Annotated in this window: 16 protein-coding genes; 15 read left to right on the top strand and 1 reads right to left on the bottom strand. The window is 50.0% G+C overall.

Going from position 1 to position 19490, the window contains the following annotated elements:
- Window positions 1-20: 20 nt before the first annotated feature.
- Complete coding sequence (locus DFR62_RS06785; RefSeq protein ID WP_158290832.1) at window positions 21-1970, bottom strand: FUSC family protein; 1950 nt, start codon at window positions 1968-1970, stop codon at window positions 21-23.
- Between the two features lie 397 nt (window positions 1971-2367).
- On the opposite strand from DFR62_RS06785, the gene DFR62_RS06780 reads away from it, so the two are divergent.
- From DFR62_RS06780 to ytvA, 15 genes are all read left to right on the top strand, one after another.
- Entirely contained in the window at window positions 2368-3351 is a 984-nt protein-coding gene (locus DFR62_RS06780; protein WP_121298978.1) for a ketoacyl-ACP synthase III, read from the top strand.
- A gap of 178 nt (window positions 3352-3529) precedes the next feature.
- Window positions 3530-4525 carry an ATP-binding cassette domain-containing protein gene (locus DFR62_RS06775; protein WP_121298976.1) on the top strand — a complete coding sequence of 332 codons (996 nt, stop codon included), beginning with the start codon at window positions 3530-3532 and terminating at the stop codon, window positions 4523-4525.
- Window positions 4522-5364 carry an ABC transporter permease gene (locus tag DFR62_RS06770; RefSeq protein WP_121298974.1) on the top strand — a complete coding sequence of 281 codons (843 nt, stop codon included), beginning with the start codon at window positions 4522-4524 and terminating at the stop codon, window positions 5362-5364. Before DFR62_RS06775 ends, DFR62_RS06770 begins: the two co-directional genes overlap by 4 nt.
- A 127-nt stretch (window positions 5365-5491) precedes the next feature.
- Window positions 5492-6313: a PP2C family serine/threonine-protein phosphatase gene (locus tag DFR62_RS06765; RefSeq protein WP_121298972.1), complete on the top strand. Its 822-nt coding sequence runs from the start codon at window positions 5492-5494 to the stop codon at window positions 6311-6313.
- Between the two features lie 114 nt (window positions 6314-6427).
- The gene (locus DFR62_RS06760) at window positions 6428-8224 is read left to right on the top strand and encodes a M3 family oligoendopeptidase (protein ID WP_175578529.1); all 1797 of its coding nucleotides are present in this window, start codon (window positions 6428-6430) and stop codon (window positions 8222-8224) included.
- Between the two features lie 25 nt (window positions 8225-8249).
- On the top strand, window positions 8250-8555 hold the full coding sequence (locus DFR62_RS06755) for a hypothetical protein (protein ID WP_121298968.1): 306 nt from the start codon (window positions 8250-8252) through the stop codon (window positions 8553-8555).
- A gap of 324 nt (window positions 8556-8879) precedes the next feature.
- Window positions 8880-10217 (top strand): M20/M25/M40 family metallo-hydrolase, encoded by a 1338-nt coding sequence (locus tag DFR62_RS06750; protein WP_101192238.1) that lies wholly within the window; start codon window positions 8880-8882, stop codon window positions 10215-10217.
- Window positions 10218-10241: 24 nt separating this feature from the next.
- Window positions 10242-11687 (top strand): M20/M25/M40 family metallo-hydrolase, encoded by a 1446-nt coding sequence (locus DFR62_RS06745; protein WP_175578525.1) that lies wholly within the window; start codon window positions 10242-10244, stop codon window positions 11685-11687.
- A gap of 198 nt (window positions 11688-11885) precedes the next feature.
- The gene (locus tag DFR62_RS06740) at window positions 11886-12797 is read left to right on the top strand and encodes a DUF5996 family protein (RefSeq protein ID WP_121298966.1); all 912 of its coding nucleotides are present in this window, start codon (window positions 11886-11888) and stop codon (window positions 12795-12797) included.
- A 198-nt stretch (window positions 12798-12995) separates the two neighbouring features.
- On the top strand, window positions 12996-16049 hold the full coding sequence (locus DFR62_RS06735; protein ID WP_121298964.1) for a cell wall-binding repeat-containing protein: 3054 nt from the start codon (window positions 12996-12998) through the stop codon (window positions 16047-16049).
- 67 nt (window positions 16050-16116) lie between these two features.
- Window positions 16117-16407 (top strand): hypothetical protein, encoded by a 291-nt coding sequence (locus DFR62_RS06730; RefSeq protein WP_121298962.1) that lies wholly within the window; start codon window positions 16117-16119, stop codon window positions 16405-16407.
- A 12-nt stretch (window positions 16408-16419) separates the two neighbouring features.
- The gene (locus DFR62_RS06725; protein WP_121298960.1) at window positions 16420-16965 is read left to right on the top strand and encodes a GNAT family N-acetyltransferase; all 546 of its coding nucleotides are present in this window, start codon (window positions 16420-16422) and stop codon (window positions 16963-16965) included.
- Window positions 16966-17019: 54 nt separating this feature from the next.
- Window positions 17020-17400 (top strand): hypothetical protein, encoded by a 381-nt coding sequence (locus DFR62_RS06720; protein ID WP_121298958.1) that lies wholly within the window; start codon window positions 17020-17022, stop codon window positions 17398-17400.
- 815 nt (window positions 17401-18215) lie between these two features.
- The gene (locus tag DFR62_RS06715) at window positions 18216-18608 is read left to right on the top strand and encodes a hypothetical protein (RefSeq protein ID WP_121298956.1); all 393 of its coding nucleotides are present in this window, start codon (window positions 18216-18218) and stop codon (window positions 18606-18608) included.
- A 78-nt stretch (window positions 18609-18686) separates the two neighbouring features.
- Entirely contained in the window at window positions 18687-19463 is a 777-nt protein-coding gene (ytvA, locus tag DFR62_RS06710) for a YtvA family blue-light photoreceptor (protein WP_241663117.1), read from the top strand.
- Window positions 19464-19490 lie beyond the last annotated feature (27 nt).

Below are 19490 nucleotides of genomic sequence, written 5' to 3'. Positions count from 1 at the left end.
TGCGCAAAAAAAGACGAAGCCTATTCCAAGGCTTCGTCTTGTTCGTGTAATTCGATTTTGCGTGTGCTCATTCGAACTGTTTCCTGCAAGGCGGCGAGTTCCTGTTCGATTTCCGGGAATCCCGGGATTTCCGGAATCACGTGCTCCGCAAATGGCCAGCTGCCTTCCAACGCATTTGCCATCATTTCGAAAAACAAATGGAGCTGTCCGAGCTGAACAGGGGATAAGGCGAGCCGGTCTTTTTGCGCTGCATTCTCGAGCAGGAAGGCGAGCTGTTCGGAAGCGAAAAACACCTGCTGCAAGAGCTCGAGATTTTCCGGCCGCTGCGGCAATTCACCTTGCGCTGTGTCGAGTACCAACTTCAAATTGCTTAGGTTGGTGCGCATTTTCTTTTGTTCGATCGGTTGTGCCTCGATGTCTGGGCTATAGGGTGAAAACAGCAGGCTCATGAAGCGCTGCTGGCTTCGCAAAGTTTTGGACATGAGCGGAGGGAGCAATGTGGACGCGCGGCGCCTGCCAATCAATAAGACCCCGATCAGCCCAATCGCGGAACCAATCAGCACATCGACAATGCGCGCGGAAGCGAAATAGGAAAGGTCTCCGATCTGCGATGTGCTTTCCGCGATCATCAATGCGTTCGGCGTGATGAAGAATGCCGCAACGGCATAGTTCAGCACAATCGCAAGCTCCGTGAGCGCCGTCAATGCAAAAATCATCAGCGCAATGAACAGCCCATCCGGTTGGAAGGACAGAATGACAGCGGCAACTACAATGCCGACAATGGTGCCAGCCGACCGCTGAAGCGAGCGGTTGAATGTCGACAGGATGGTGGCGCCGGACATGACAGCGGCCGCCGACAATGGCACCCAATACGACGGGTCGATCGGCAAGAAGTGGGCAACGAATGCCGCAAACGCCAAGACGACACCGAAGCGGATGGCGGCGAAAAATACCATGGAATGTTTATTGAAAGCATTGGCAAAGACGGCCTTGAACGGTTCCGCTTTCAGTTCTGTATCACGCGTCCGTTTATCGCGCTGGCCTGTAAGAATGTCATAAGCTTTTCGAGTGCTTTCGGTTAAGGCATCTCCTGTTTCCGTCTGCAGGCGCGGTGCCGCGGCAAAGGATTTTTTGCCGGACGCTTCGACTGATGAAGCGATGAGCCGCAAATTCTCCACGGTTTCTTTCGATACGGCTGAATAGCGGTCGCCGCGTTTGATGATTTCGGCATAAACCGATGTTGCTTGCGCATGCAATAAGGTCAACTGGACGAGCCGGTTCGAGCGCGTCCATTTAGCGCTTGCATTGCTGAGAGCCGTTTCGGCAGATTTCAAGGTGGACCAGGCATGTTGGCGGACTTCATAGAATTCAGCGGACCCGGCCGATTCAGCCAAAGCGGTGAGTGCCATGTATCCCTGTTTCACGGCCTTTGCTTCTGGCGCATGGGGCTTGAAGGGGTAAGCCCACATCGCCATCAGCCAGGATAGCATGCCGCCCAGGAACACGAGAAAGCCGTGCAATAGGAATAGCGCCGGATTGTCTGTCACATTATTGTTGATCAAAAACACCAGAACGAAAAAAATCGCGGTCGGCCCAGTGAATTGATAGGCGCCGAAGATGAATACCGCCAATGCCCCGATGATGCCGACTGCCGCTGCGGCAAGCAAGGGCTGCTCGGACAGCAGGACGCCAACCCCTGCGGAAAACGCCAAGCCGAGCGCGGCGAAAAAGATTTTTTTCGAGCGCAGCGCGTACGGTTCATTGAACATATAAAGAAATGCTAAACCCCCTAGGCCTGCGATCAGCCCATATTGCAGCTGTCCCAATAAGACCCCGATCAGTACAGGAAGCCCGGAGCTGATACCGGCAGCCAATGCTTTGGCCCAAGGGAGCGGGCGTTGGTTGATGGCGAACGCCTGCTTTAGGAGCCTGCGGAATTCACCATTTTTTGCGATTCGGTTTCGTTTCATTCCAGCGCCTCCTAAGAAATAAATTCTCTTATGCCCATTATTCCACAGATCGATTTTGAAGGGCGAGTCCCAGCTGTTCGCTTGAAGAAAACTCTTTGTAACAGCTCTGTTCATCATCAGATTTATTATTCATTTTTTAACGTTTTTCTTATCTTTTTGAAGCTTTTACTTTTTTCCCAAACAATTTGAGAGCTGAGGTAATACCGAGAAAACAGTTACCACAAGATGCTGCAGTAGTCTTACGCTTCTTATTTCCTAGACAATACATGACTTATGAATCGGAAAGCTACTAAAAATATTATGCATTTGAAAGTATTTACCCATTCATCTAAATTATTGGTACCTAATACTAATGTTAGGTGCTAAAATGAGGTGAGTAAGCTAAAGGGGTGTATGAATGAGCAGATCAGCAGCACGAATCACAGCCATCGGATCGTATGTACCCGAAAAGAGGCTGACGAATTTGGACCTGGAACAATTGGTTGAAACAAATGACGAGTGGATCCTCCAGCGCACCGGCATCAGAGAGCGCCGCATTGCGGGAGAACACGAATTTACGAGTGATATAAGCACAAAAGCAGTACAAGATTTGGCAGAGCGCTACGGAAAATCGTTCGACGATGTCGATTTGATTATTGCCTGCACGATGACGCCTGACTTCAAAACACCGAGCGTGGCTGCAATGGTCCAGGCGAAACTGAACATTCCGAACGCAGGAACGATCGATTTGAACGCGGCTTGCGCAGGCTTCTCTTACGGCCTGCAGATGGCGAACGGCTTGATCACCTCCGGATTGCACAAGAAAATCCTGGTGATCGGCGCAGAAACGTTCTCGAAGATCCTCGATTACACCGATCGCTCGACGTGCATCCTGTTCGGCGACGGCGGCGGGGCAGTGCTGGTCGAACACGACGCAGACAACCCGAGCTTTATCGAATCGCATATGGGAACGAACGGCGCCTTGGCGAACAACCTGTATTGCACAGACTTGGCAGGGGAAATGTTCGGCGAAGACTTGGCTGCCCGCAACGTCGTCTGGCAAAATGGCCGCGAAGTATACAAATGGGCGGTCAATACCGTGCCAAAAGGGGTCAATGCCTTGATGGACAAAGCAGGCGTAGCGCCATCCGATGTCGACTGGTTTGTGCCACACAGCGCCAATCTGCGAATCATCGAATCGATTTGTACAAGGAGCGGGCTGTCGCTCGACAACACCATCTATTCACTCGAATATTATGGCAACACATCTGCCGGCTCGATTCCCTTGTCGCTTGCCGAAGGCGTGAAAGACGGCCGCATCAAAGCCGGTGATCAATTGCTGCTGTACGGATTCGGCGGCGGCTTGACCCATGCCGGCATGCTGGTGAAATGGTCGATTTAATAATTGAATTTTAAACTCCTGCCAGGATGCAGGAGTTTTTCTTATGGAAAAAAATAATAGTGGATTAATAGGAACGTTTGTTCTATAGTAAAATAAAAAGAGTGAATATTCCGCCAATGGGTTTATAATAAAAGCCATAATCATGTGAATGTATCCTGCAAAGAAAAAGGTGAGGAGCATGGAAACAAGAAATGTGGAGCGGCAGGCGAACGGATTGGCTGTAGAAGCGGCGGGACTGGTGAAAATATACGGGAAAGAACGAGCGGTAGACGGCGTGGATTTGGTTATTCCAAGAGGGACGGTATACGGATTTTTAGGGCCGAACGGGGCCGGGAAAACGACGACAATCCGCATGCTGGCGACATTGATCCAGCCAGACGGCGGCAGCGCGACCATTTTCGGGCATGATTTAAAGACGGAAAGTGCGGCCATCAAAAGCCGCATCAGTTTAACAGGCCAATATGCATCGATCGATGAAGACCTGACCGGGATTGAAAATCTCGTGCTGATCTCCAGGCTGATGGGTTACACGGTCAAGGAAGCGAAGTTGCGTGCGGCGGAATTGCTGTCGGCATTTGGCTTGGAGCAGGCAGCAAAACGGCAAGTGAAAAAGTATTCGGGCGGCATGAGGCGGCGCATCGATATCGCCGCAAGCATTGTTGTGACGCCGGATCTATTGTTTCTCGATGAGCCAACGACCGGCCTCGACCCGCGCAGCCGCAACCAAGTGTGGGAGATTGTGCGCGCGCTCGTTCAAACAGGAACGACCGTGCTGTTGACGACACAGAATTTGGAGGAAGCGGACCAGCTGGCAGACCGCATTGCAGTCATCAATCAAGGCAAAATCATCGCAGAAGGGACGAGCAGTGAATTGAAAGCGTCAGTCGGAACCGGCACATTGAATGTGCAATTGCTGGATTCAGCAGACCAACCGCAAGCAGCAGCCATTCTTGAACGCAAGCTCGGTGTTCCGGTTCACACCTCTACAGACGGTGTAACCTTAAGCGCGCAGGCGAAAGATTCCTCAATCGTCGCAGAAGCGCTCGGGGAATTGGGCAAAGAAAAAATAGCCATCAGCGATTTTTCGCTCGGCCGGCCGAGCTTGGATGAAGTATTTTTGACATTGACCGGACAATCCGCCAGCGACCAACCGACTGAGGAGGAGAACTCATGAGCGTTCAAATCGAACACGACAAAACGGCTTATGAAGAAGTGCACCCGCTGAACGCTGTTGCGGGCGGTAAGCGGCCGGATCCGCCGAGTGCAATGGCGTCCACAATGGCGTTTGCCCATCGTGCGCTATTGCGGATCAAGCATGTGCCGGAGCAGATGTTTGACGTAACGGTATTTCCGATCATCTTTCTATTGATGTTCACGTATTTGTTCGGCGGTGCGATCGCCGGGTCAACAGGCGAATATTTGCAGTTTCTTTTGCCCGGCATTTTGGTTATGACGGTATCGCAGATTACGATGTACACCGGCATCGACTTGAACAATGATATTCGAAAAGGCATATTCGACCGCTTCCGGACCTTGCCGATTTGGCTACCGTCCGCTTTGGTCGGCGCATTGCTCGTTGATGTCATCCGCTATTCGCTGGCGTCGGCCATTATGATCGGCCTCGGGCTAATTCTCGGATTTCGCCCGGAGGGCGGAGCGCTGGGAGTAGTGGGTGCGGTCTTGGTTATCCTGTTGTTTTCGTTCAGCTTCTCGTGGATTTGGACGGCCGCTGGCATTATCATGCGTTCCGAAAAATCCTTGATGATGGTCAGTTTTTTAGTGGTGTTCCCGCTCACCTTTGTCAGCAATGTGTTCGTTGATCCGTCGACTTTACCGTCCTGGCTGCAAGGATTCGTCAACATCAACCCGATTTCCATCCTCGCAACAGCGGTGCGCGGCTTGATGCACGGCAACGGGACTTGGGAGCAAATTGGCTGGGTGGTTGTCGTATCTGCGATTTTCGTGGTGATTTTTGCGCCGCTGACGATGTATCTGTACCGGAGAAAAGAATAGCCAGTAATGTTATACGAAGGGTCTGCATAAGCGGATTCTTCGTTTTTTTATGCAGACAAAGAGCAGCTTCACGTATACTGGACAAATATTATGAATCGCTTTAATACGTAACAGGAGGTATATACATATGAAAACTAGCAAGGACCCAACAAGCTTCAACTGGGTCGGCAGCGAACAGTCTTTTGTCGACCAGCTGGACATTCAGCAAATTGGCCCTGTGACGGTAGGGCGGTTTGGCGGCAACTCAACTGCTGGGCAAACGAAAAATGAAGACGGCTGCATGGTGTGGTCGAACGTAGTGGAAGACTGGGAATTCACCGTGTTGCTGGACGCCCATCAAACAGCCGAAAGCGCAGAGCTCGTCATAGCGGAAATTGGCCGTTTGGAACCTTCGATCAATGGAGCTTTGAAATTGCCGATCAAACAAGCATTCAGCCAGCTGTCGGAGATTTTGCTGGCAAGCTTTGACAGCGAACGTTTTAAAACAGCGTGCAGCAAAGTGCAAGGCGAGACCGCCGTCTTATGCACCGTAAGAAAAGGCAAGTTCCTTTGGTGGCTATCGGTCGGCGACTGCCTATTGTACTTGTTTCATCCTGACCTCGAGGCGCTCGGTGAGACGCAGCAGAATCACCGCAGTTTTTATGAATGGATCGGCAAAGTGAACACATTCGATTTGCCGGTTCCTTGCTTTAGCACAGGCGCAAAAGAACTAAGAAAAGGCACCAACCACATCCTCCTGACAACCGATGGGCTGGTGGAATGCCCGAACACCGATTTTTCAAATCCGCTGGAAGCGGCAAAACGCTTCGGTACAGTGTCAAATGCTGAAGGCGTGACGGCTTTATTGGAAGAAATCAAAGAAAAGAATGTCCGGGATAGCACCACGATTTTGTCCTGGATGATAGAAGTGGAAAGCGAAGCCACACGTCCCGGCAATGAGCCGAAATAGTTTTGCCATCCTCTTATTCATTTGCAAAAGGGATTTTCAGGAAAAAGAAGAATGATTATAAAGATATGCAAATAAGGCAGTAGGATGCTGCCGCAGATAAAAAGGGGATTATTCGTGGAACAGACAACTGCACAAACGTGGAACTTAACTTCTTTATATGCCGGAACGAGCCGATCAGAAGAACTGAAAGCGTTCTTGAAAGACTTGCAAAATACGCTCGAGCAGGCAGCTGGGCAATTGCAAAACTACCGCGGGATGGACGTGCGCGACAACGATGCCTTGTTGGAAATCATCGATCAATTTCAGTATGCCCTGCTCGCCTGGGAGCAGCTCGATGATTTCGCAATCTGTGCATACGCAGAAAATGTGGCGGATCAGGCGGCGATCGCTTTGATGGATGAAAGCGCGGTGCTAAAAGCAAAACTCGCTTCCTTGCAAATCGAGTTGGATCAAGTATTTGCTGAATTTACCGAGGCAGAGTGGCAAACGTTCACTGCTTCCGGCCGCGTTGAAGCCTCGTCGTTTTATTTGAATGAAAGAAGACGGATGGTCAAAGACCGTTTGCCGGCTGAACTGGAGCGGATGATCAGCGCACTGTCCGTCAATGGCTTGTCGGGGTGGGAACAGCAGCACGAACTGGTTTTGACTAAATTGAGAGTGCCGATTGAACTCGACGGAGAACTGCAGCACGTATCGATTGGCCAGGCGTTGAATGAAGCAGTAAACGGCAAAGACCGCGCCAGCCGAAAGCGGGCAGCTGAAGCTGTCGCCGAAACATGCGAAGCGCAAGCTGATACCGTGGCGGCCATTTTGAACCGTGTGGCGGGATCTCGTTTGGCTATTTACGAACAGCGCGGCTGGGACAATAAATTGAAAGAGATGCTCGAGCATAACCGGATCCAGGAAGCCTCAATCGATGCGATGCTCACAGCCATCGACGGCAATAAGGATTTGTACAGAGCGTATATCGAACGGAAATTGAAAGTGGCGGACCAAGATTCAGCCAGCTGGTTTGATCTGGAGTCGCCAGCGTTTTCGCTTTCAGACAAAGTGGATTTTACTTCGGCGAAAACCGTCATCAGCAAGCAATTCCATCAGTTCAGCGACAAGCTCGGGAATTTTGCCGACCGGGCATTTGAACAGGATTGGATTGAAGCCGAGAACCGGCCGGGCAAAGCAGAAGGCGGCTTTTGTGCTTCAATGCCATTGGCCAAAGAAAGCCGGATTTTCCTGACGTATCGTGAGACTTATCAGGACTTGATAACCTTGGCGCATGAACTGGGCCACGCTTATCATAACCACATCATTCACGACGAACCGGCGCTTGCGCAGCAAAAAGGCACGAGTGTTGCGGAAACGGCTTCTACGTTCATGGAGAATCTGGTACTGGATGCGGTCATCGAACAGACGGCAGACGAAAATGAACGGCTCGCCATGCTCGAAATGAAGATCCGTGACGGCTTGAAATACGTCGTGAGCGTGCCGAATATGTTCCGATTCGAACGAAAGTTTTACGATCAACGGGCAGAGGGCATGATTTCCGCAGCACAGATCAAAAAGATGATCGCCGAGGTGGAAAATGAGATCTACGGCGGATTGGTCGAGGAGTTGGCGCTTCACAAATGGATGTTCATCGGCCATTTCTACGATGCCGAAAAGGCGTTCTATAATATTCCATACACGATCGGCTATTTATTCAGCAACGGCGTATACGAACAAGCCAAACAGCAGCCGGGCGGATTCCCGGAGCGCTACGATGCGTTATTGCGCGATTCCGGAAAAATGACCGTAGAGCAATTGGGCGAACATTACCTGGGAGCGGATATCACGCAAGTGGCATTTTGGCAGGATGCGCAGAAATCATTGAGTTCTGCCATTGAAGAGTATTTGGAGCTGACTGAGAAGTACTGACAAAGAGATAAACAAGGAGAAAAAGATGGAAAAACTTCAATGGAGTTTACTGCTGAGTTTTTTGCTGGCCAGTTATTTTTGCATATTCGGGCAAGGCACAGCCTATTTTTTAAGTGAGCACACGGTGCCGGTTGCTCCTATTTATTATCTGACGGGATTGACGGTGGCGGGAATATTTCTGTACATCATGTCTGGGCTTTCATTGCTTCTGTTGATTAAGCATCAGGAGAAGTTCCATGCCCACAGGGAACTATATGCAGTTGTTTTATTCACCGTGGCACCGGCTGCTTCGTTATGGGCTTTTTTTGTCACGGCGATGTGGTGGGGATGAATTGCAAGAAGTGTTAGCCATAGCTTGAAACTTTATTCGAAACTCTCCGCTATGGAGAGTTTTTTTATGCAAATAAACCAATGATCTGCGCGACAAGATTAAAACGATCAAAGGTTTCGAAAAATTTTTAAGGAGTATTAGTTAAGTCCTAGGACACTTCCTGATTTTCATTAAGCTGGTAGTACTTTCTATTCTAATGACTGAATATTCTATAACTTTGTAACCGTTTTCAATATTTCGGGAAGGGAAATTTTCGGGTAGAAGGGAATACTTGTTAGGGCTGTAACTAGAACCCATTAAAAGGAGGAAGATGAATTGAAAAACATGAAGTGGAAAACGGCGTTTTTATCGGCGCTGCTCGTCACGTCCAGTTTTTACGCAGCACCGACCGGCCTGTTCGAACAGCAGGCCGCGCAAGCAGCTCCAGGGAAAAGCGGCGCGGCATTCGACCAGAAAGTGATTGCGCGCATCGACCAGGAGCGGATGTATGAAGATGTCTACCATCTGACCGAAACGATCGGCCCGCGCGTCGCGGGAACCGAAGCGGAGAAAGAAACCGCGGATTTCCTGGAACAGCGCCTTGAATCCTACGGCTATGAAGTCGAGGTACAGGAATTCAGCATCCCGAATTTGGTGATTGGGCATTTGCATACCGAATCGGGAGATGAAGTATTGATCAATATTCCATCGGGTTCCGCGGCGACAGCTGACGCAGGCTTAACGGCGCAGCTGTATGATGCGGGACTCGGCTATCCGGCTGATTTCAGCGCGGACGCGTCAGGGAAAATCGCCTTGATCCAACGCGGTGGCTTCACCTTTGCGGAAAAAGTAAAGAATGCCGAAGCAGCAGGGGCTGCGGGCGTCTTGATCTATAACAATATCGACCAGGCGGGGCCGCTCAATCCGTCACTCGGCGGCAATGAAATGGCCATCCCGGTCGGCGGCATCACCAAAGCGAGCGGGGAAGCGTTGAAAACGGACGTCCTGGCAGCGGACGCAACTGTCACGTTGACCGTCCAGGCGTTTGAAGGCGCGACCTCGGAAAACATCATCGCGACACGCACGCCGAAAAAAGGCGGCAGTGACGGCATCGTCCACGTCAGCGCGCATTACGACAGCGTGCCGTTCGCGGCCGGTGCGAGCGACAATGCATCCGGTACGGCTGTGGCACTCGAAATTGCACGCGTCTTGAAGAGCTATCCGATCGATGAAGAAGTGCGCTTTGTCTTTGTCGGCGCTGAAGAAATCGGCTTGCTCGGCTCGCGCCATTACGTCAGCGAACTGACAGAGGACGAAGTGGCGAGAAGCATCGGCAACTTCAATATGGACATGGTCGGCACGTCTTGGGACAACGCCACGGCGATTTACATGAACACGCTCGATGGCCAGGCGAACATCGTCACGGAAACCGCGAAAGCGACCGGCGAACGCATCGGCACGCCGTCTGAACTGATTCTGTATCAGCGCGGATCGTCCGACCACGTGCCGTTCTACGAAGCGGGCATTCCGGCAGTGAACTTTATCCGCAGAGAGCCGGGCACGGCGAACCTTGAGCCGTATTACCACACGCCGCTTGATACGATTGAATTCATCAGCGCAGAACGCCTGAAAGAAGCAGGCGATTTGGTCGGTGCATCCGTTTACCAATTGATCCGAAAATAATCCAGACGAGGGAGTGGCTGTCGAATGAAAAAAGACCATCTATCAAATGAAGTGAAAACCACAGGGCTGAAAAAGAAATTCCTGAGCTATACACTGGCCGGGGCGCTCGTCTTGAGTGTCTCCCCAATGATCTTGCCGGTCGCGGATTCGGGCACGGCAAGCGTCGCCTATGCGGCGAACGGCAATACCGGCGCAGCGCATGATCAGAAGATCGTCAACCGCGTCGATGCGGAGCGGGCGATTGAGCACATCCGCTACTTGTCTGAAGAAATCGGTTCCCGCCCGGGCGGACTCGAAGGGGAGAAAGAAGCGGCTGATTATGTGGCGGACACGTTACAAGGGCTTGGCTTTGACGTCGAGTACCAGTACTTCCCGGTAGCGGACCAGTATATCGGGGAAGCTGCATTTTCTGACGGCACCGTTTGGGAAATGGGCGCTGCGCCGAACGGCAAAGTGAGCCGGCAGGCAGTTGAGGCACCGGTCATTTACGTGGAGGGCGGCGCATCGGCAGCCGATTTCCCGGCAGATACCGAAGGCAAGATTGTCCTGTTGACGCGCGAGTCATCGACCGCTGCTTATCGTACACAAGTCGATAACGCGATCGAAGCGGGAGCAGCGGGCGTCATCCTGCAAAGTGTCGTCGGCGGCCGCGGCAACTACGGCTCGACGTTCAACCCGAACCTGACGAAATCCTATGACGTGCCGGTATACGGGGCGGCGTACATCCAAGGCGAATGGCTGAAAGAACAGCTCGCGGATGGGCCGGTCAGCCTGAACTTGACCGCGACGCATTATACGGACCTCGAATCGGTCAACGTCATCGGAACGAAAAAAGCGAAATCGAAAGATGCGGATGCTAAGGAAGTGCTGCTGACGGCCCATATGGATAGCGTCGTCGGTGCACCGGGCGCGAACGATAACGTGTCCGGAACAGCCCTGATGCTCGAATTGGCACGCGTCTTCAAAAGCTACAACACCGATAAGGACATGAAGTTCATTGCCTTTGGTTCTGAGGAGCGCGGCTTGCTTGGCGCACGTTATTACGTCGATCAGTTGAGCCAGGCGGAGCGTGACAAGATCGAAGCGGTCTACAATCCGGACATGGTGGCGACAAGCTACGAGAAAGCGGAAAATCTGTATGCGATGACCGTCGACGGCTCAAGCAACATCGTCACTGAATCGACCGTCGCTGCCGGTGCACGCCTCGGGAACTCGGACATCCTCCCAGGCCAGTTCGGCTCGAGTGACCATGTACCGTTCCATAATGCAGGCATCCCGGCCGCCCTCTTCATCTGGATGGGTATCGACAGCTGGAACCCTCTCGTCTACCACATTGAAAAAGTCTATCACACGCCACAAGACACTATTGAAGACAATGTCTCCGAAGAACGCATGCAATCAGCGCTTGAAGTGATCGGCGCAGGCCTGTTCGATGTGGTCCGGAAAGATGTGCCAGGGGTTAAGCATTGAGAAGTAAAACGTGACGCATCAACTTACGAAGCCGTTCCGGTATCATTTTCGGAACGGCTTTTCGTATAGCTTTTTTAAACCGGTATTTGTCCCTCTTTTTCCATCAATTGGATAGGAAAGTCAGCAAGCATGTCGAATATAAGGAGGAATAGAAACTGCCGGCGCCTATGGATTTGAAATCCTGAGGAGGAGAAGAAAATGGACGTGATCAAGCATTCCGAATGGGCCGATACGAAGTTCACTTTGCATTTGCTGTCACAGATTCTCGGCAAGATCAAGCTCGAAACCGCCGAGCAGGAACCGCAATGGGCACATGTCACGCTTGCTGTGACGCCAAACGGGTTTACGACGGGTTTGTTGTTCCATCAGGATCAGGCGTTTCAAGTCGACTTGGATATTTACGAAAGCCGCATTCTTATCAATGTCGAAGGCAATGTGCAAGCTGTGCCGATCGAAACGGCCAAGTCGATCAAAACCTATTTCGAAGAGATTTTCGAAGCGCTGGCATCGAAAGGCATCGAGTTGAAGATCAATCCGAAACCGCAGGAGATGGCGTACAAAACCAACCTGAACGAAGACGACACGCCGCTAAGCTTCAATTGGGAACAAGCCATACGCGGGCTTAAACTGTTTCATTTTGCAGCCGCAGCACAGCTGAAGTTTATCGGCCCGCTGCGCTCCCGAAAAATGAAACCCGCGCTGTTTTGGGGAACGTTTGACGTTTCGTCACTCGTTTTGCCAGGCATCCGCCAGCCGTATCCGGAAGACAAAGTCATCGAAAAAGCGGCGTTCGATGAACACTTCATCGAATACGGTTTCTGGACCGGCGACGCCAATGTGGATGTGCCGGCATTTTTTGTACTGCCCTATCCGTTCGTCAATAAAGAACTCGACAGCGAGCGGTTAAAGCCTGCCGATGCGTATTTTGAAGCTTCGATGAGCGAATACTTCCTGATGCTCGATAAAGTTGCGGGCTCGCCCGACCCGGCGCAAGCGATGCAGGAATTTTTCCGCTCGACTTTTGACATCCTCAGTGAAGAATTGGGCTGGCCGGACTGTTCATATTATTTTACGCCGCTCGATATGCCAAAACAGCAAGCGAAAAAATGAAGGAAGAGACGAGGAGAAGATATGCCCATTCAAGCATATTTTCTCTATTTTTTATTCGCGGTTCAGTCACTGTGACGAAGATTCCGAGGGCATCAAAAGTCCCGAAAAAATATTTTTGAAAGTATCTATTTTTATGTCTTCCGATGTGCTTTAATGGATTTAATGAAATTGTAAAAAAATTGAAATGGGGATGGTAGGATGGACCGCGCGTTCAAGATTGCGACGAGTTTTTTAATGGGTGTATCACTTTTTGGGGTTTTACCGGCAACACAAACGGCGCAAGCCGAAGATTTGGTGGATGCAGATGTACTGGAACAAGGAGATGACGTAAGCGATACGTTTTCTGCAGAAGATAACGAGCATTGGTACCGGATCGACGTCGATCCTGCCCAAGTCACTGCACATACACATTTTGAAGTTTCTCTCCAGTCTGATGATGAATTGACCTTTACTGTCTACCCGGACGCAGAACGCGCGACCGCCGACCAACCCTTTGACCCGTTCAGCAACTACAGTTTTGCAGAAATGAAATCGACTGTGAAATTCCCGATTGCCTGGGAAGGCCCTTACTACATAAAGGTCTCGTCTTACGCTGACGAATTGCTCGTGGAGTTGCCTGAAGGCGAAGAAGCGGAAGATGCGAGCTACACGATCGGCTTTGACGGTGTCACCGTGAAAGCATCGAAACCGACAAACGATGAGCAATGCCCAGCAGAACTTGTCATGGGCGACGCAGCTGGCGACCAGGCGCTGCTTGACCAATTGCGCGTGATCCGCGGCGAAGTGCTTTCCCAAACAGAAAGCGGCAAAGAATTGACTAAGCTCTACTATAAACTGGCGCCATTTATCGGCTATCAGGCCGTGAAGGAAGCAAGCGTCCGTGATTCATTGAAGAAAAACCTCAATCAGCTCGACGGCTTGATCACGAGTATTGCGGAAAATGGTTTCCAAAGCTCGAAGACGATCACTGCAGCAGACCAGAAAGCGATCAGCGAATTGTACGCGCTCGCATTGAAAACAGCGCCTGCGAATTTGAAAGACGATGTGGAAGCAGCAGGGCAAGCGATCAACATTAACAAACTGGCTGGAAAATCGGTCATGTCGGCCATGCTTCCGACTCCATACGTCGTAAAAGATGCTTCCATCAATAAAGTTATCGTGAAAGTAAAAGAAGGCGAAACGCTGACAAAAGCGGAAGCCGGAACAGCCGGCATCCAGTCCGTTTCTGAGTTTGACGCTGATGCACCGAAATTCGACCAGTTCTTTGTGGTGGATTTGAAGTCAGGGATGTCAGCCGCTTCAACGGATAAAACTTTGCAGTCGCTTGAAGATTTGCCGGAAGTTGAGTTCATCGAACCGGTACAGCAATACAAGCTTCACTCAGAAGATGCGTATTATAACGAGCAATGGTCGCTTGAAAACAAGGGCGACGGCTTTGGCATTGAAGACGCGGACATCGATTTCGAGGAAATGACGTCGCTTGCAGCCCAAAAAGGCCAGTCAGAAGTCATCACAGCGGTCATCGATACCGGCGTTGATTACACACTGGCTGATTTGAAGAACCAAGTGATCAGCACAGGCTATGATTTCATTAATGACGACAATAAAGCATTCGATGACCAAGGACACGGCACGCACGTTTCCGGCATTATCGCAGCGGAAGCGGGCAATGATTATTCGATGACAGGCATCAACCAGTCTACGAAGATCCTGCCGGTGAAAGTGCTGGATGCATCAGGGTACGGCGATACGGAACAAATCGCATACGGAATCATCTGGGCAACTGACCAAGGAACGGATATCATCAACATGAGCCTTGGCGGCGGCTACAGCCGCGTCTTGGAATACGCCATGAAATACGCAAGCGAGCGCGGTGTGACGATTGTCGCAGCGTCTGGAAATGACGGATGGGAAGAAGTGTCCTACCCGGCTTCATCGAAATACGCCATCGCAGTCGGCGCAACGAACAAACTCGACCTCGTCTCGGATTACTCGAGCTACGGTGAAGAGCTTGACTTGGTCGCACCGGGTACGGATATTCCAAGTTTGCTGCCGGACGGCAATGTAAGCTTGATGTCCGGAACATCCATGGCAGCTCCGCACGTCGCGGCAGTTGCGGGTGTCTTGAAATCGATCAATCCGGATCTCACGTCAGGTCAGCTCGAGAATTTGCTGACAGCATCCGCGGATGATGTCACGTTTATAGCAGAAGACGGTCCGCCAAGTTTTGAAGATGAATGGGGCTTTGAGGAAGATTTCCCATATGAGATGGAAGAATTGGCACCAGGCTTTGATCTTGTCTCCGGTTGGGGCCGTTTGAACGGCGCACAAGCGATTCTGGCACTGAATGATAAATGGAATCTTGCTGACCGCATCAGCGGGGCAAGCCGCTACGATACAGCGGTGGAAGTATCGAAAAAAGGCTGGAGTACATCTAAAAAAGTTGTTTTGGCAACAGGCGGCGATTTCCCGGATGCCTTGAGTGCAGCGCCGCTCGCGGCATATCAAAACGCACCGCTATTGCTCACGAAAACCGATTCGATTCCAGCCTCGGTAAAAGATGAACTGAAACGTTTGAAAGTGGAAGAAGTGACATTGATCGGCGGACAGGGCGCAATCAGCCCGATGGTCGAAATGGAACTGAACGAACTTGGCATCAAAGCAGCAGGGATCAAACGCATCAGCGGCAAAAACCGCTACGAAACATCCGTCAATATTGCGAAAAAAATGACGAACTCGACACAAGCAGTCGTCGCAACAGGCTCGACATTTGCGGATGCCTTGTCGATCGCACCGGTCGCCGGCAGCCAGAAAATGCCGATCTTGCTGACGAAACCGAACGGCTTGCCAGCGGAAGTGAAAGCACACTTCGCGGCGAAAGCTTATAGCAAAACCTTCATCGTTGGAGGTAAGGGCGCTGTTTCTGACAGCACAGCAAAAGAAATCAAAAATCCGGTCCGTTTGTCCGGCGCATCACGCTATGAAACGAACAGCGCGGTCATCAACCATTTCAAAGCATCTTTCGATAACCAGAACATGTACTTGTCGACCGGCGCGAACTACCCGGATGCACTCGCTGGATCCGTATTGGCAGCAAAAACGAAAGCACCACTTGTCTTGACTGCACCGAACGGGCCGAACGCGGCGACCGTGAAAACAGTTCAAACACAGCTGAAAACCGTCAGCGGCATTTACATCCTCGGCGGTGAAGGCGCTTTGCCGACGCAAAGCATCCAGCAATTGTTCGAGTAACACATGAAAACAGGCGGTTCGGATTCCGGACGCCTGTTTTTTTATAACTAAATTAGGGGGAAATACTATGAAGCAATTGATTGGTGGCGGTATCGGTGTTATTTCAGGTATTTTATTATTCGGGTTTACTTTGGTCGCAGCGGCGGTGTACTCACCGCAATTAAAGGAAACTGGCTATTCGAGAGAATTTGGCCTGTATTTATCAGCACTGTGGGAAGTGGGGCTTGTCCCAATTATCTTGAGCGTGTTCTTTTTCATTATCGGGTTGGTGCTTTTGATCAAAGCGACAGACAATGAATGGAAAGCGAAATACTTTTTAGCAGCAGAGGAAACAAAGCCAGAGGAAAAAGAATTGTGAAAGGAAGATTAGATGGAGAACGGCTATTTATTCGAATCCGAACGGCTCGGATTCAGGCGGTGGAAAACGTCTGACCATGTGCCGTTTGCGGCTTTAAATGCAAACCCTGACGTAATGGAGTTCTTTCCGAAAACCTTGAGCCGTACCGAATCGGACGCCTTGATCGAGCGAATCGAAGTGCATTTCGAGGAGAAGGGCTATGGGCTTTGGGCGGTGGAACGGAAAGAGGATGGGGCGTTTATCGGCTTTATCGGTTTATTGGATGTCAATTTCGATATCGGAATTGAAGACGCAACTGAGATCGGCTGGCGCTTGGAACAGAAGTTTTGGAAAAAAGGCTATGCGACAGAAGGAGCGAAGGCTTGCCTGGCGTATGCGTTCGAAGAGCTTGGCAAAAGAGAAATCTACTCGTTCACTTCAACGGTCAACACACCGTCTGAAACCGTCATGAAACGGATCGGCATGGAGAAAACGGGAGAATTCGAGCATCCGCGCGTTCCAGAAGGCAGTCCGTTAAGAAAGCATGTGTTGTATAAAAAAGAGTTAACTCAAGAGTGAATAAGGTCTTCACGTACATTGAATCGCAATAAAGACTGTTAAGGAGAGTGGCGCATGAAAAAAATGCTTTTACTGGCAGCGGTGACTTTAGTGATTAGTATCGGTATTTATGAATTCAATGATAGGGCGAGCTTTAAAAAAGTTCATATATTGCCTTATGATGTTCAGATAAACGTGGATACAGACCTCAGGCTCCAACAGATCTATCGAAACAATTATTCATTTATAGTGTTTCACAGTCCTGGCATTGTTGAACACGACCTGAAAGTAGAGGGCGATATGGTGAAGATGTTGCTGAATGTTTCGGATGAAGGAGCCCACAACGAGCTTCAGCAGTATTCGTACAAATTGGAAACGGGCGAAGAACACGATAAAATCGCTGTTTTTTTAGATGGCCAACTTATCCCCTTCGATAATGTTGTAGCAGGAAAATAAGGAAGCTATAAGTCAAAGCATAAAAACTGTTTGCCTGCTCTGGCAAGCGTTTTTTCTGTTTATTGACATAAGATTTAATGACATCTTTAGCACATGGTAACTTCCTAAAAAAGAAAAGTCCGGAACGGAAATTTAGCTTCAAAGCAAATTCAGGAGTATCGGTTAACGCCTCAGAATGGAAAAGGAGAGATCATTCAGAATGAGGGAAGAGATTAGTAGAGGAATGGATAGAATGAAACATACTTTCTTAGCCATGCTTATACTGTCACCCTGATCACCTGGTATTTATCTTCTTTGATCTGTGAGCTTTTCTGTCGGACCTTTCGGCAAATTTGGCTGTCGCGGTACCTAATTTTGTATTGCTATCGGGCGTGATTTATTAAATCGGGCAATAGAGCTGGAAGAGGGATGTGCTGAACGATGGCGCATCCCTCTTTTTGGTGGGGCGACATTTCATAAGTTTTGCCAAGCTTTAATCTAAAATACGATTTTAGGCGTTTACTGAATAGAGTCGAAATAATACATACAATATCACCAATTCATTGTCGGGGAACTTTCCGAAAGCGAACTCGACAGCCTGAAGGAAAGGCCGGATCGGATGGGGGGAGCTCCGGGCACCATCATTAAAAGCGATTTTGTTGCCGAAACCTTCTTCTCGAAACGCACACAAAGTCCTGATTAACTAAAATTGTTAAAAGGGCATGAGTAAAAGGTTTAGAAAAATTTTCATTGAATGGGAAAAAAGCAATAATTTCGGGTATAGGACATTATGGAAAATTTTTGGAGCCGCGGAACAGGACGAAAGGACGGTATAAGTGAACGAAGAGTTATTGATTGCTGATGAAGTCAAAAGAACCTTGAAGGCACGCTGTGAATACCGTGAAGGAAAGTTCCGTTTTACGAAAACCAAGAAACTGGACATTTTCCTCGGCTCCAGTCTTTTCGTTTTCAAACTGGACATGGAAATCAGCTTCGGGCATTTCCAGCAAGACGGCGCGGCTGACAATAAAGCCCGTATATACATCTTGCCGGAAGAAATACTGGCCTTTGAAGACACCTTGCGCAAATTCCCGATTCCGCTGCCGATTGCATTTCGCCAGTGCATCCACATGAATCAGAACCTTGTTGAAATCACGATGGAATCGCTCGAGCCGCCTCGGCATTTTGCCTTGAGGTTGGCCGCAGCGCTGAAAGAAATCGAACCATGATCCATCTCCGATCCAACTCAAGCAATGTTGACTTCACATATGACAGAAACCAACCCTTATAGATCGGAGAGAATGAATATGAACCACTTACAAACAGAAATCAAAAGCGAATTACTAGAAGCCATGCTGAACGGCAGCCAAGTAGCGGCCGTCGTTACAGACCCCGAACAACAAGACAACCCGATCATCTACTATAATGAAACCTTCGCACAACTGACAGGGTACGCAGAACACGAGATTATCGGGCGAAACTGCCGCTTTTTGCAAGGCGACAACACCGACCGTTTCACCATCGGAAAAATCCGGCAGGCCATCGAAAAACGTGAGAAAATCACCGTCACGCTGGAAAACTACCGAAAAGACGGCACAACGTTTTGGAACCGGCTGAACATTGAACCGATCACCATGGACGGCCACTTGTATTTCATCGGCACGCAAACGGACATTACCCAAGAAGTGGAACAGCAAGTGGAGCTGAACGAAAAAGAGCAGGAAATCAACGAGCAAATGCTGCCAATTTTGCCGATTGACGACAATATCGGGGCGGTGGCATTGGTCGGGAAAATGAACAATTTGCGGTTTGACGTTTTGACCTCCAAATTGAGCCATTTCGTCCGCGATACGCGCACACGGCACATCATCATCGACGTCACGGGTGTACTGTGGGAGAAGAATTTCCTCTATACCAACCTCTTGATGATTCAGGATGTGCTGAGGCTGATGGGAAGCAAATTGTATATTTCCGGCATCAGCCCCAAAACCGCCATGGAGATCGTCAATATCAAAGATGACGATCAAACTTTATTGACCTTTGCAACGGTGCAGCAAGTCATCCAGCGTCTGCAGGCGAAATAACCGATAAACAGAAAAAAATCCCCTTGT

Origin of the sequence: Planococcus citreus (assembly GCF_003664125.1) — a bacterium.
Lineage (GTDB): Bacteria > Bacillota > Bacilli > Bacillales_A > Planococcaceae > Planococcus > Planococcus citreus.
The sequence above is the reverse complement of the archived record's forward strand: the minus strand, read 5'-3'. Positions and strand labels throughout refer to the sequence as shown.

What these genes read in the sequence shown, in the direction of transcription:
- DFR62_RS06755 (WP_121298968.1), top strand. Translation starts at nt 8,250, where the DNA reads ATGGAAAAACTTCAATGGAGTTTACTGCTGAGTTTTTTGCTGGCCAGT.
- DFR62_RS06735 (WP_121298964.1), top strand. Translation starts at nt 12,996, where the DNA reads ATGGACCGCGCGTTCAAGATTGCGACGAGTTTTTTAATGGGTGTATCA.
- DFR62_RS06745 (WP_175578525.1), top strand. Translation starts at nt 10,242, where the DNA reads ATGAAAAAAGACCATCTATCAAATGAAGTGAAAACCACAGGGCTGAAA.
- DFR62_RS06775 (WP_121298976.1), top strand. Translation starts at nt 3,530, where the DNA reads ATGGAAACAAGAAATGTGGAGCGGCAGGCGAACGGATTGGCTGTAGAA.
- DFR62_RS06720 (WP_121298958.1), top strand. Translation starts at nt 17,020, where the DNA reads ATGAAAAAAATGCTTTTACTGGCAGCGGTGACTTTAGTGATTAGTATC.
- DFR62_RS06740 (WP_121298966.1), top strand. Translation starts at nt 11,886, where the DNA reads ATGGACGTGATCAAGCATTCCGAATGGGCCGATACGAAGTTCACTTTG.
- DFR62_RS06780 (WP_121298978.1), top strand. Translation starts at nt 2,368, where the DNA reads ATGAGCAGATCAGCAGCACGAATCACAGCCATCGGATCGTATGTACCC.
- DFR62_RS06770 (WP_121298974.1), top strand. Translation starts at nt 4,522, where the DNA reads ATGAGCGTTCAAATCGAACACGACAAAACGGCTTATGAAGAAGTGCAC.
- DFR62_RS06765 (WP_121298972.1), top strand. Translation starts at nt 5,492, where the DNA reads ATGAAAACTAGCAAGGACCCAACAAGCTTCAACTGGGTCGGCAGCGAA.
- ytvA (WP_241663117.1), top strand. Translation starts at nt 18,687, where the DNA reads ATGAACCACTTACAAACAGAAATCAAAAGCGAATTACTAGAAGCCATG.
- DFR62_RS06785 (WP_158290832.1), bottom strand. Translation starts at nt 1,970, where the DNA reads ATGAAACGAAACCGAATCGCAAAAAATGGTGAATTCCGCAGGCTCCTA.
- DFR62_RS06730 (WP_121298962.1), top strand. Translation starts at nt 16,117, where the DNA reads ATGAAGCAATTGATTGGTGGCGGTATCGGTGTTATTTCAGGTATTTTA.
- DFR62_RS06750 (WP_101192238.1), top strand. Translation starts at nt 8,880, where the DNA reads ATGAAGTGGAAAACGGCGTTTTTATCGGCGCTGCTCGTCACGTCCAGT.
- DFR62_RS06725 (WP_121298960.1), top strand. Translation starts at nt 16,420, where the DNA reads ATGGAGAACGGCTATTTATTCGAATCCGAACGGCTCGGATTCAGGCGG.